This window comes from Faecalibacterium sp. i21-0019-B1 (assembly GCF_042852915.1).
Lineage (GTDB): Bacteria > Bacillota > Clostridia > Oscillospirales > Ruminococcaceae > Faecalibacterium > Faecalibacterium taiwanense.
Map to the genome: position 1 here is coordinate 465,012 of NZ_AP031425.1, position 12,536 is coordinate 477,547.

The 12,536-nt window shown below is 55.9% G+C and carries 12 protein-coding genes; 1 reads left to right on the forward strand and 11 read right to left on the reverse strand.

Going from position 1 to position 12,536, the window contains the following annotated elements:
• Window positions 1–66 precede the first annotated feature (66 nt).
• The 5 genes from ACGHP1_RS02185 to ACGHP1_RS02205 all read right to left on the reverse strand — a co-directional run bounded on the left by ACGHP1_RS02185 (window position 67) and on the right by ACGHP1_RS02205 (window position 5,035).
• Window positions 67–1,212, reverse strand: a complete 1,146-nt coding sequence (locus ACGHP1_RS02185) for a DUF6017 domain-containing protein (protein WP_008689698.1) — start codon at window positions 1,210–1,212, stop codon at window positions 67–69.
• Window positions 1,213–1,562: 350 nt separating this feature from the next.
• Window positions 1,563–2,048, reverse strand: a complete 486-nt coding sequence (locus tag ACGHP1_RS02190) for a MarR family winged helix-turn-helix transcriptional regulator (protein WP_390507485.1) — start codon at window positions 2,046–2,048, stop codon at window positions 1,563–1,565.
• A 417-nt stretch (window positions 2,049–2,465) separates the two neighbouring features.
• Window positions 2,466–3,056 carry a TVP38/TMEM64 family protein gene (locus tag ACGHP1_RS02195; protein ID WP_390507487.1) on the reverse strand — a complete coding sequence of 197 codons (591 nt, stop codon included), beginning with the start codon at window positions 3,054–3,056 and terminating at the stop codon, window positions 2,466–2,468.
• Between the two features lie 155 nt (window positions 3,057–3,211).
• Window positions 3,212–4,201 (reverse strand): 3'-5' exonuclease, encoded by a 990-nt coding sequence (locus tag ACGHP1_RS02200; protein WP_291017253.1) that lies wholly within the window; start codon window positions 4,199–4,201, stop codon window positions 3,212–3,214.
• Between the two features lie 18 nt (window positions 4,202–4,219).
• Window positions 4,220–5,035 (reverse strand): Cof-type HAD-IIB family hydrolase, encoded by an 816-nt coding sequence (locus ACGHP1_RS02205; RefSeq protein ID WP_390507489.1) that lies wholly within the window; start codon window positions 5,033–5,035, stop codon window positions 4,220–4,222.
• A 311-nt stretch (window positions 5,036–5,346) separates the two neighbouring features.
• On the opposite strand from ACGHP1_RS02205, the gene ACGHP1_RS02210 reads away from it, so the two are divergent.
• Window positions 5,347–6,894, forward strand: coding sequence for an alkaline phosphatase (locus ACGHP1_RS02210; RefSeq protein WP_390507491.1), 1,548 nt, complete (start codon window positions 5,347–5,349; stop codon window positions 6,892–6,894).
• 230 nt (window positions 6,895–7,124) lie between these two features.
• Here ACGHP1_RS02210 and mscL read toward each other — a convergent pair whose 3' ends face one another.
• The 6 genes from mscL to eda all read right to left on the reverse strand — a co-directional run bounded on the left by mscL (window position 7,125) and on the right by eda (window position 12,375).
• Window positions 7,125–7,577, reverse strand: a complete 453-nt coding sequence (mscL, locus tag ACGHP1_RS02215) for a large conductance mechanosensitive channel protein MscL (protein WP_390507493.1) — start codon at window positions 7,575–7,577, stop codon at window positions 7,125–7,127.
• Window positions 7,578–7,748: 171 nt separating this feature from the next.
• Entirely contained in the window at window positions 7,749–8,240 is a 492-nt protein-coding gene (locus ACGHP1_RS02220) for a cytochrome C (protein ID WP_390507495.1), read from the reverse strand.
• 303 nt (window positions 8,241–8,543) lie between these two features.
• Window positions 8,544–9,344: a gluconate 5-dehydrogenase gene (locus tag ACGHP1_RS02225; protein ID WP_097774328.1), complete on the reverse strand. Its 801-nt coding sequence runs from the start codon at window positions 9,342–9,344 to the stop codon at window positions 8,544–8,546.
• A gap of 81 nt (window positions 9,345–9,425) precedes the next feature.
• Complete coding sequence (gene kduI / locus ACGHP1_RS02230) at window positions 9,426–10,274, reverse strand: 5-dehydro-4-deoxy-D-glucuronate isomerase (protein WP_349137510.1); 849 nt, start codon at window positions 10,272–10,274, stop codon at window positions 9,426–9,428.
• 19 nt (window positions 10,275–10,293) lie between these two features.
• A complete protein-coding gene (locus tag ACGHP1_RS02235; protein WP_005944043.1) occupies window positions 10,294–11,319 on the reverse strand; it encodes a sugar kinase in 1,026 nt (341 codons plus the stop codon).
• 93 nt (window positions 11,320–11,412) lie between these two features.
• Window positions 11,413–12,375: a bifunctional 4-hydroxy-2-oxoglutarate aldolase/2-dehydro-3-deoxy-phosphogluconate aldolase gene (gene eda / locus ACGHP1_RS02240; protein WP_390507498.1), complete on the reverse strand. Its 963-nt coding sequence runs from the start codon at window positions 12,373–12,375 to the stop codon at window positions 11,413–11,415.
• Window positions 12,376–12,536 lie beyond the last annotated feature (161 nt).

The window sequence follows — 12,536 nt, forward strand, 5'->3', positions numbered from 1 at the left end:
TATCGCTTGTTTCCACGCAAGCGTGAAAAGCTCGCTCATTTCGCTGTTCCTCCTCTCCCCACAAAATCACCGATTTTGCGGGGTTCCCCAACTGCCTGTGTTCATGTCGTGGGCCACCAGCGCCGTGTAATAGCCGTTGATGGTGCTTGGGGCGTTGAACAGAACCGCCAGCAGGTATTTTTTGATGTTCCGTATTTCCGTGGTGTTTTTGCTGATACAGTCAAAGACAAACTCAATGTGAGAGCTGTTCAGCTTCATCAGCTTGGATTTCACCAGCTCGGCGGGGTAATCGTCCCCGGCAATGCGGATGGTCTTTCGGGCGCTGCATACGGTTTCCACCAGCAAGTCCACGATCTCGTCCAGCATATCCCGGTCAATCCCCTTGGCGTACTGGCAAAGGTGTTCATACTCGATGTTGTCCTTGATGATCTCCCGATAAATCTCTACGGCGCTCTGTGATTTCGCTCCCGTTCCTTTCCGTTCCGGCGGCGCAGCCGCTTCTTCCCCCAAAGGAGAGGGAGGGGAAAGGATAGGAATGGAATCGGTATTTGATCCATCTGTAATTGATTTGTCTTTACTTGATCTATCTTTATTTAATTGCGTTGGTTTTTCCTGCGTAGGCTTTTCCTGCGTTGGATTATCCAATGTTGGATTTTCCAATGTAGGTGAATCCGGCACAGGCTGGGGCTGTTCGTAAATGATGTAATCCGCCCCGCGCAGGCGGCCTTGGCTGTCACGCTCACGGGAACGCACGATATAGCCCGCCTGTTCCAGCTCCCGGACAGCCGCCCGGATCGCGTCGATCTGTTCCCGGTTGATAAGGGACAAGCCTTTCAGCGTAAAATCCCAATCCTCCGGCAAGGACAGCATTTGCGACAGCAGCCCCTTGGCTTTCAGGGACAAGTCCTTGTTCCGCAGGTGGTGGTTGGACATCACCGTGTAGCCCCGGTTTTTCTCCACTCGAAAAACTGCCATCTCGTCGTCCACTCCTTTCACTTGAAATTTCACCGCGCCGTCAAGGGCGGTGCGCTTGCCCGGCTGGTAGGGACATTCCTCATACACACAAAACTGGTACTTCCAGTGCGGGCGGTAGAAACGGCAGGTGCCGCAGTCCTCCGGCGCTCCGGCCTCGCCGCTGTCAAAATGATCTGCGCCCGGCCTCGTCTGCATGAGCTGTTCAAAGGCCCGGTCGCTGCCGGAAGTAAAGTACATAGGCGGTCGCCTCCTTTCTGGTTTTGGGCGCAAAAAAAGCGGCGTCCTGATCTCCCCAAAGGGGAAAAGAGAACGCCGCCGTTTGCGGTGTCGTATTCAATTTTCGATGTGTCACTATTTGGGCGGTGGGCTTCACGGGAAAGTAGAAGCGTGTCAAAGCTCAATCCGAAAGTAGTAAATCGGTAGTAAATTCAGTTCTTATATCCCGTGAAATGCCTGTATTTCCGGGCTTTTTGGAGATAATCAGAGTTGTTATAATAACAATTTTATACAAAACATTTTAATTGTCAAGACGTTTCAAAAAATGTTCATAATTACTAATTTAACGAACACTTTTTCGGCAGGTTGCATCACTGCAGTGCATCCCGCAGCTTGTTTAAAAGCCGCAGCAGCTCGGTATTTTCCTCCGCTGTCAGCAGCCCAGCCACATAGTCGTCGGTCTGGTGGAAGCAGAGCATCGTCTTTTCGTGGAAGCAGATGCCCTCTTCGGTGAGCACCAGCTGCTTGAGCCGGGCGTCTTGCGGAACACTGCGCCGCTCGATATACCCCTTGCGCTCCATCAATTGCAGGATGTTGGTCACGGTGGAGCGGGTGATAGAGAACTCCCGCTCAATGTCCCGCTGGAACACGGGGGTGTCCCGGTGGCGGTAGAGATACCCAATGATCCACCCGTGCATGGGGGTGGCCTGCTCCACGTCATTTTCGCGGGCAAACTGGTTGATCTTGCGGAAGATCAGGTTGTCCACCCGGCGGATCTGCGCCGGGATGACCTGTGGGCTTTCCCAAGGGGGATCGGCGTGATTGCAGCACTCGTTTTTGGTTTCGTCACACATCATGGTTTTGTCCTTCATGGTTGTTTTGGCATCAAACAGTTTTAAATAAAACTGTTTGATAGCATACATATTATACAGCAGTCAAAGTGAATGTCAAGGGGAAGGGAACGATTTTAAATGCCCTCCGCTTTGCTCTGGGCATAAAATAATGAAATATTATTTTTCATATTGCAAACCAGCCAAGCCTGCGGGCTTGGCTGGTTTGCTTTTTCACGGAAGGGGCCGTAGTTGCAAGCGGCATATTTTCCGGTTGCGCGGTCATTTCCGAAGGAAATAAGCGCAACAGATGGAGTTTACCTTTTGGGCCATTCCTGTGAAAATGCAACAGCAGACAGCCCGCAGGCTGTCTGCTGTTGCCCTATTATAAAAATATTTTTCCGCTAAATATGCCCAGAGCGAAGCGGAGGGCATTCTAAATTATTATTCCAGATTGTGTTTTTTGCAGAACTGTTTGCTCACCCAGTACATCCCGCCCCACAGCAGAACGGCCAGCACCAGATACAACGGGTTTTTCATGGAACTGACCAGCGACTGCCCAAACACTGCCATCATGGCAATCATCACACCCTTGCCCAGCAGCATGGTAATGAGATAGCGCTTTTCGTCAAAGTCCGAGATGCCAAAGGCCAGATGCATAAAAGAGCTTGGTGCGAAGGGCAGCAGCGTGAGCATGAACAGCGACGAAGTGTCAAAGCGGTTCACCCACTGCTGAGCCTTTTCCAGCTTGGGCGAGCGGGAGGCAAACTTCCAGAAGAAGCACTTGACCACCCGCCGCCAGAACAGGAACATGATGCTGCCGCCCAGCGCCACACCGGCCCAGCTGTACAGAAAACCCAGAATGCCGCCGTGAGCCGCTACATTCAGCGCCACAATGGCAATGAGCGGAAGCGGCGGAAAAAACGACTCCACCATGGCCAGCATGATGGGGGCAATGGGGCCAAGGTTGCCAAAACTGTCCAGCAGAGTTTCCCAGAACTTCAGCGTTCCCAGCTGGCGCAGACAAAAGTTCATTGTGCACATCCATCCCTTCCGCCTGCGCTTTCCCATCCGCAGGTTCCTCTATCCGTAGTATATCCATATTGTATGACACAAGCATGAACACAAAGCGACATTTTTTTGCCCTGTGCATAGCCTCCTTGGGATACTACGAAGCTGCCGGTGCTGTTTTACTCCGCAGCCTGCTTTTCTGCGCGGGCCTTCATACGCTCCAGCTGGGCGGTGCGCTGCTTTTCCCACCGGGCAAGAGAAGCATCGTCCGGGATCTGCAGGCAGCGGGCGTAGCTCCAGTGCAGGCCGTCGCGGCGGGCCAGCTTGTAGCGCTGGAACACACCCTTGCCTGCGGCATTGCTGCTGCCGGCGCAGTGGGGGCACTGGCTCAGGGTGTACCAGCTGTTGCTGCCCTTTTTCAGCCACACATCGTCCGGAGTCAGTGGTGCGCCGCACTCCGGGCAGCTCATGATGTAAATTTTGGGGTCGGTGCGCCAGGTGTACTGCTCCACATAGCCGCGGAAGACCTCAAAATCCCGGTAGTCGCCGGGGGTGGGGCACAGGCTGGCCCGCAGGGATTCCTCCTCAGTGGGGTAGGCCGCAAGACCGGCCCGCAGGTCGAGCATCCGGCAGACATCGGCGGTGTACAGCGTGTCGGAAAGGGCATCGTGGAACTGCCGCTCCATGGGCAGCCCTAAGCGGGTGACGACGCTTTCCAGCGTCATGCCCTCGCCTTCTTTGCGGGGATGCTCCCGCAGGAACACCTGCTGCAGGTCGTACCAGATGGTGGGCTTTGATTCGTCGATGTTGCACAGGTACAGGTTCTGCTTGAGCACCGGTACGTCATCCATGCCCCACTCGGCAAATTCGGCATCCGGGCCGCACCACTGCATAAAGCGGCGCAGGCCCTGCACGATGGGCTCACCCTTGTCCAGATCGGCCTGCGTCAGGCCGGTGACCTTGGCAATGTGATGCTGCAGCTTACGGAAGATGCGGGGCCGCAGATGGATGGAAAAGGTGTCCAGCACGTTGGCATCCTCGTCGATCTTCACGGCACCGATCTCCACGATCTCGCCCCGGAAGGTCTGCTGCACGCCATGGTAATTAAAGGTATACGGCTGGTAGCCGATATTCCATTCCAGATCAAATAAAACCAGATTGCGCGGCATTGTTTTGTGTTCCTCTCGTTACTTTAAAATAAACTTCTCCACAGCCTCGGCCACACCGTCGTGGTCGTTGTCGGCGGCAGTCACATAGTCGGCCACGGCCTTTACCGGCTCTTCGGCGTTCTGCATGGCCACGCCCACACCGGCGTACTCGATCATGGAGCGGTCGTTCAGGCCGTCGCCGCAGGCCATCAGGTTTTCGCGTCCAAGGCCCATGTGCTCCAAAAGGGCGGCAAGGCTGCCGTCCTTGGCAACGCCCAGCGGCACGGCTTCAATAAAGAACGGGCTGGAGGGGTACAGGTCGATGCGGCCGTCAAACTGTTTTCTGCCGGCGGCCCACACCTCGTCCCGGCGGGCGGGGTCCAGCGTGATGAGCATTTTGCAGATGGGGTAATCCACATACTTTGCCAGATCGTCCACGCCGGTCATGGGCAGTTTGCAGGTAAAGCACTCGCGCAGTGCCCACTTGTCGTCCGGGTGCTCGGTGACAACGCCCTCTTTATTATAGGTGATAATGGTCACGTTCTGTGCGGCGGCAAAGGCGCACAGCTCGGGTACGTACTGGGCATCCAGCTGTTTCTGGTACAAAGTCTCGCCGGTGCGGCAGTCGATGATCTTGCCGCCGTTGTAAGAAAGGATGCATCCGCCTTTTTTATCCAGCCCCAGTTCCTTTGCCAGCGGCAGCACGCCCGCGGTGGGACGGCCGGATGCCAGCACGATGGTGACACCCTTTGCAATTGCGGCATCCAGTGCGGCGCGGGTGCGGGGTGTAACTTCTTTCTGGCTGTTGGTCAGGGTGCCATCCAGATCCAGTGCCAGAACTTTGATCTCTGCCATATAAAATCCTCTCAATTTATATAAAGGTAAAAAAGCACTTACCCTCTTATTGTACAATGAAAAGCCATCATCTTTCAACCCTTGCAGAGACGTTTGTGGAAAAAGTGGTGGCACTTGAGCAGGATTTTACATCCCTTTCCGGCTTTTTACGTTGGCGCGGATGCAGCCGCACCGGTTTTACCAAAGCTTTGCGGCGGCATGGTTTTTCCCCGCAAGGCGGTGCGCTACAATAAAAGCGTTCCCACAAGAAGAAAAACGGGGCCTGAGGCAGGCCCGCAATGTTTGATTGAATGAAAAGAGAGGATCACGTCATGAAAGAAAACAAGATCTCCCGCCGCAGCTTTCTCAAGTTTGGCGCAGCTGCTTCTGCCGTCGGCATGATGGCTGCTGCACCCGTTGCCGCAAACGCAGCACAGCCGGATGCGGATGCCGCAGCCGACGAGGAGAACTGCCTGCTGGGCCTGTTCCAGAAACCCAAGTACATCTTCCTGTTCATCGGCGACGGCATGGGCACTGCCCAGATCCAGTCTGCCCGCTTCTACAAGGGCACCGTGGACAACAACGGTGCTGTGACCGAGGCCGACCTGAGCTTCACCAGCTTCCCCACCGTGGGCAGCGTGACCACCTACGACAGCACTTCTTTCTGCCCGGACTCCGCTTCCACCGCAACCGCCATCGCCACTGGCCACAAGACCGAGAGCGGTGTCATAAATATGTGCCCGTGGACCCGCGATGTGCCCTATGAGACCATTGCCGAAAAGCTGCACGCCCAGAAGGGCTACAAGGTGGGCATCATCTCCTCGGTCAATATCGACCACGCCACTCCCGCCGCCTTCTACGCTCATCAGAAGACCCGCAAGAACTACTACCAGATCGGCGTAGAGCTGGCAAACTCCGGCTTTGAATACTTTGCCGGCGGCGAGTTCCAGAAGGTGAACGGCGACGGCACCGGCCCCAACAACCACGAGGTGGCTGCTCAGGCCGGATACAATGTGGTCACCACGCAGGCAGGCGCTGCTGCCCTGACCGCAGGTGCAGGCAAGACCCTGATCATTGCCGAAAATCTGGCCGACGGCAAGGCCATGAACTACGCCATGGATGCCGCCGCAGGCGAGTGGCAGCTGACCGACTACGTCAAGAAGGGCATCGAGCTGCTGGATAACCCCAAGGGCTTCTTCCTCATGACCGAGAGCGGTAAGATCGACTGGGCCTGCCATGCAAACGATGCCGCTGCTTCCATCCACGATGTGCTGGAAATGAGCAACGCCGTGCAGGCTGCCGTGGAGTTCCAGCAGAAGCACCCCAACGAGACCCTGATCCTCGTCACTGCCGACCACGAGACCGGCGGTATGGCCATCGGCTACAAGACCACCAACTACGACACCTTCCTGACGAACCTGACCCACCAGAAGATGTCCTACGCAAAGTTTGATTCCACCTATGTGCAGAACTACATCGCCAACAAGACCCCCTTTGAGGCTGCCATGCAGGATGTGAAGGCAAGCTTCGGTCTGACCCTGCCCAGCGACCCGGATGCCGCCAACGCCGGCAAGCTGCTGCTGACCGACTACGAGGTGCAGAACCTGCGCACCGCCTACGAGCGCACCCTGAAGGTCGGCTCTGCCAGCCAGAAGGACATGTCTCAGCAGGACTATGAGTTGTACGGTACCTATATCCCCTTCAGCATGGCAATCTGCCACACCATCAACCACAAGTCCGGCATGGATCATACCACCTACGCTCACACCGGTGCCATGGTGAACGTCTACGCCAACGGCGTGGGTGCGGAGAAGTTCGGCGGCGTGTTCGACAACACCGAGATCTTCCACAAGCTGGCCGACCTGACCAAGGTCAAGTAAAGCTTCACCAGACTGATTTTCCGTATTTTCCCGGATAAAATAAAACCTCCCCGCTCTGGAACCGCAGCGACTGCGGCCGGGCAGGGAGGTTTTGCGTTGATTATGCTGTTTGCCTTTGCGGCTCCGCCGGTGAAAAAACAAATCGGGAAAGTCCGCAGACTTTCCCGATTTGTAATTTAGAAAATGATTCCGCTGAATATGGCCAGAGCAAAGCGGAGGCCATTCAAAATTTAATTGTTGATCTCCGGGAAGCCCTCCAGCTTGCTGGTGCAGTGGGGGCAGCGCACCGCCTTGATAGAGATCTCGCTCTGGCAGTAGGGGCACACCTTGGTGGTGGGGGCTTCCGGTGCAGCAGGCTCTGCGGGCTTCTTGTGCAGGGCGTTGATGGTCTTGATGACCACGAACAGCACAAATGCTACGATCAGGAAGTTAATGATGGCATTGATGAAGGAACCAATGCCGATCATCACATCGCCCACATGGATGCCCACTTCCGAGAAATCGGCGTTAAAGAACAGGCCGATGGCAGGGTTGATGATGTCGTTCACCAGTGAGTTGACGATGGCCGTGAACGCACCGCCGATGACAACGCCGACTGCCATATCCAGCACATTGCCGCGCATGGCAAAGGCCTTGAACTCTTCAAAAAACTTTTTGATGCCTTTCACTTCTTTTTCTGCCATAAGAAAATCCACTCCTTTACTCCCTTTATGCCGCAAGGGAACGTATTTGCGTCTATGATAGCGGATTTTTGGCGTGATTGCAAGGGAAAATGACAGCCTCAGCCCTCTTTTGGCAAAAAATAAAACGGGAAAGCCCGCAGACTTTCCCGTTTTGCAAGGATGAAACAGTTTTTACTTTTCCGGTGCAGTAAAAGCGATGGGGGTAGCACCTGCAGCGGCATCCACACTCAGCAGGGAGATGGGAGCGACCTCGTAGTGCAGGGTCTCAAAGCTCTGGGTCTGGCCGTCCTCGGTGGTGAACTCCAGAATGTAGGTCACGTTGGACTGCTTGTCGGCCTCCACATCGCGGGTGATGACGATGTTCTCACCGTCAGCCAGACCGTTCTCGCCGGCCCGATTGTCGCCCTTCTCGTCGCTGCCTGCATCGTACAGGTACAGCTCGGTGACGGTAGAACCGGTGGTGTTGTACACAGTGTACTCAGCGGTGGTGGGCTCAGCTGCTTCACTGGAAGCAGCCTCAGAGCTTGCAGCCTCGGAAGAAGCGGCAGCAGAAGAAGCCACAGAAGAGGAAGCGGCGGTGGAGGATGCAGAAGAACCGCAGGCGGTCATGCCAACAGCCAGTGCTGCAGCGGCAGCAACGATCGCAATGTTCTTGAGTTTCATGTGAAATATACTCCTTTGAAATTTCTTCGTATTCAGATCAACCAACAGGGTGTGATGGATGATGAAGACGATTATACGGGAATTTCGACAAAAAATCAAGACGCCTATGTGCATTTTGAACGATGAAACAGGAACTGTTACCAATTTGACATGAAATTGGAACATTTTAACATGAGTTGACATGAAGCAAAGTTTTGTAGGAAAGGCCGCTTGCCGCTTTGTAAAAAACAGCCCCATGCAGACTTTGGCCTGCACAGAGCTGTCTGGTCGGAAGGTTGAAGAAGACGCAGTGCCCAAATGGCTTTACTTGGGCTGGCGGCCGATGTAAGCCAGAATGCCGCCGTCGGCGTACAGGATCTGGCCGTTCACAAAGTCGGAAGCGTGGCTTGCAAGGAACACGCAGGGGCCCACCATGTCGTCCGGCTCACCCCAGCGGCCTGCGGGGGTCTTGGCGGTGATGAACTGGTCGAAAGGGTGGCGGCTGCCGTCCGGCTGCACCTCCCGCAGAGGTGCGGTCTGGGCGGTGGCAATGTAGCCGGGGCCCATGCCGTTGCACTGGATGTTGTACTCGCCGTACTCGGAAGCGATGTTCTTGGTGAGCATCTTCAGTGCACCCTTGGCGGCAGCGTAGGCGGAGACGGTCTCGCGGCCCAGCTCGCTCATCATGGAGCAGATGTTGATGATCTTGCCCTCGCGCTTTTCCATCATGTCCGGCAGAACGGCCTTGGAGCAGTTGAAGGCACCGCCTACATGTACATCGATGACCCGCATAAAGTCGGCGTGGCTCATCTCGATCATGGGCACCCGCTTCATCAGACCGGCATTGTTTACCAGAATGTCCACAGGACCCACCTCGGCCTTGATCTTTGCAACCATGGCGTTCACAGCGTCCTCATCGGACACGTCGGCCACATAGCCGTGTGCGTCGATGCCGGCCGCCTTGTATGCTGCAAGGCCCTTTTCAAGGCTTGCTTCGGAAGAGCAGTTGAAGCAGATGGCGGCACCGCACTTGGCCATGCCTTCGGCGATGGAAAAACCGATGCCGTGGGCACCGCCGGTGATCAGAGCCACCTTGCCCTGCAGGTTGAAAGCGGAAAGATCCATGATTTTCTCCTTTTCAAGTTAAATTTTTAGCAAAAAGCCCCGTACCGGTGGACCCGGTACGGGGCTTGTGTATGGTGCTTTTTAGCGCAGGTCAGTGGTAGCGATGTTGTCCATGTCGTCAAACTCCATGTTCTCGCCGCCCATTGCCCAGATAAACGTATAGTTCGAGGTGCCTACGCCGCTGTGAATGCTCCAAGAAGGGCTGATGACAGCATCCTCGTTGTGCATCACGATGTGGCGGGTCTGGGTAGGCTCGCCGCACATGTGGAACACCACCTGCCCCTCGGGCAGTTCAAAGTAGGTATAAATTTCCATGCGCCGCTCGTGGGTGTGGCTGGGCATCGTGTTCCAGTTGGAACCGGATTCCAGTTCGGTCATACCCATGCTGAGCTGGCAGGTCTTCAGCACATCCGGGTGGATGAACTGATTGATGGTGCGCTTATTGCAGGTCTCGACGCTGCCCAGAGGACGATGGTTTGCATCGGCCATCTTGATCAGGCGGGTCTCGTAAGAGCAATGTGCGGGAGCGGATACCATGTAGAACTTGGCGGGATGCTCCGGGTCGGCGGAAGCAAAGGTGACTTCCTTGGTGCCCTTGGTGATGTACAGGCAGTCCTTGTAGCCCAGTTCGTACTTCACGCCGTCGGCCACCACGATACCGGTGGAATCCTTGCCGATGTTGAACATGCCGATCTCGCGGCGCTCCAGAAAGTAGTGGGTGCCGAAGTTTGCCCACACGTCGATGCCCTTGTCGATGGACACGGTCTCGTGCACCGGCATGCAGCCCAGCGTGACCATGCGGTCCACATGGCTGTACACAGCAACGACCTCATCGGCCTTGTACAGGCCGGTGATGAGCATTTCGTTCCGCATTTCCTCAGTGGTATAGCGCTTGAAATCCTTCTGGTTGCAGGAGTAGCGGATATCCATTCTGGACTCCTTCCTGCAATTAGCGCTGGATACGGCCGGAACCGTCGCCGCCAGCCAGCTTCTCGACCTCGGACACGGTCATCATGTTGTAGTCGCCCTCGATGGAGTGCTTCAGAGCAGAAGCAGCAACAGCGAACTCAACAGCTTCCTGAGTGGTCTTGCCGGTCAGCAGGCTGTAGATCAGGCCGCCGCCGAAGGAGTCGCCGCCGCCAACGCGGTCGATGATCTTCAGCTCGTACTTCTTGGAGAAGCAGTACTCATTGGAAGCAACATCGTACAGCATTGCGCTCCAGCCGTTCTCGGAAGCGTTGTGGCTCTCACGCAGGGTGATAGCGACCTTCTCAAAGTGGAACTTGTCAGCCAGCTGCTTAGCCACGCTCTTGTAGCCCTCGGCATTCAGCTTGCCGCCGTAGATATCGGTAGCCTCGGCCTCGATGCCGAACACGTCCTTTGCGTCCTCCTCGTTGGAGATGCACACGTCAACATACTGGCACAGATCGGTCATGGCAGCGCGGGCCTGCTCACGGGTCCACAGCTTGCCGCGGTAGTTCAGGTCGCAGCTGATCTTCACGCCGTGAGCCTTAGCAGCCTTGCAGGCCTCGCGGCAGATCTCGACGACATTCTCGCCCAGAGCCGGGGTGATGCCGGTGAAGTGGAACCAATCCACGCCCTCGAAAATCTTATCCCAATCAAAGTCGGAGGGCTGAGCCAGCTGGATGGCGCTGTTGGCACGGTCGTAGATGCAGACGGAACCACGCTGAGAAGCACCCTTCTCGTTGTAGTAGATGCCAACGCGATCGCCGCCGCGGGTGATCATGCTGGTGTCAACGCCGTAACGGCGCAGGCTGTTGACAGCGGCCTGACCGATTGCGTGTGCGGGGAGCTTAGTGACGAAAGCTGCGTCCAGACCGTAGTTGGCCAGAGAAACAGCAACGTTTGCCTCGCCGCCGCCGAAGCTGAACTCCAGGCTGTTAGCCTGAACGAAACGCTCGTAGTTGAACGGCTGCAGACGAACCATCAGTTCGCCAAAAGTAACGACTTTCATTGGTTATTCTCCTTTTATTTACAGGTGTTTATGACCTTCTGCTGCGGGGCATCCCCGGCGCAGCAGGGCTTTCACGGATAGGGGAGCCGGAGCTCAGGCCTGAACCAGGTGGAATGCGAAGCCGCCGATCTCGTCTGCAAAGTAGCAGGCGATGGTCTTGCCGTTCTTCACGACCTTGCTGTCCAGATCGAACTTGACACCGCGCTGAGACAGGTGATAGATGGCACGATCCACGTTGTTGCAGCCGATGGCGATGTGGCCATTGGTGCCGCGGCCGACCTTCTTCATGATCTCGAACTCCTTGTTGCCGACAAAGATGCTGGAGTTGCCGGGAGCGACCTTCATGTTCAGCAGGCTGCCGATGAGGTTTGCCAACTTCATGGCCTCTTCCTCGTTCTCGGTGTTGATGCCAATGTGCATCAGCTTCAGGCCCAGCATGGTGTCAACAGCTTCCTTGCTCTGAGCGGTGATCTTTGCCCAGTCGCCAGCCTTGATCACGTCGCTCTTGCACATCCAGGTGCCGCCCACAGCGAAGATCTGGTCATAGCCCAGATAATCGTTGACGTTCTTTGCGTTGACACCGCCGGTGCACATCCAGCGTGCGCTCTTCAGGGCAGCGCCGATGTTCTTCAGCATGCCGACACCGCCGTTTGCCTCAGCGGGGAAGAACTTCAGGGCCTCGCAGCCCATGTTCATAGCCTGCTGCATCTCGCCTGCAGAGCAGGTGCCGGGCATCATGATGCCGCCCTTGTCGATAACGTGCTTGCAGACTTCGGGATCGAAGCCGGGAGCAACGATGAAGGAAGCACCAGCTGCCATTGCACGGTCAGCCTGCTCGGTGGTCAGGACAGTGCCTGCGCCCAGCAGCATCTCGGGCATCTCCTCGTGGATCTTGCGGATGCACTCCTCAGCGCATGCGGTACGGAAGGTGACCTCAGCTGCGGGCAGACCGCCGTCAGCCAGAGCCTTGCACAGGGGCAGGGCTTCATCAACGCTGTTAAAAGCGATAACAGGGATAATGCCGATCTGATAGACCTTTTCTACGATGGGATTCATAAATGCATTTCTCCTTTTAGTTTGAACTCTCTTGGTGCGCGTGGGCTGCCGTTTGGGCATGGTGCACCCACTGTGCGCTCATATTATTAGTATAAACGACGGAAATGAGTTTGGAAATGCTCAACAAGCACAATGTTTTGCATAAGAGCTTGTATACATTG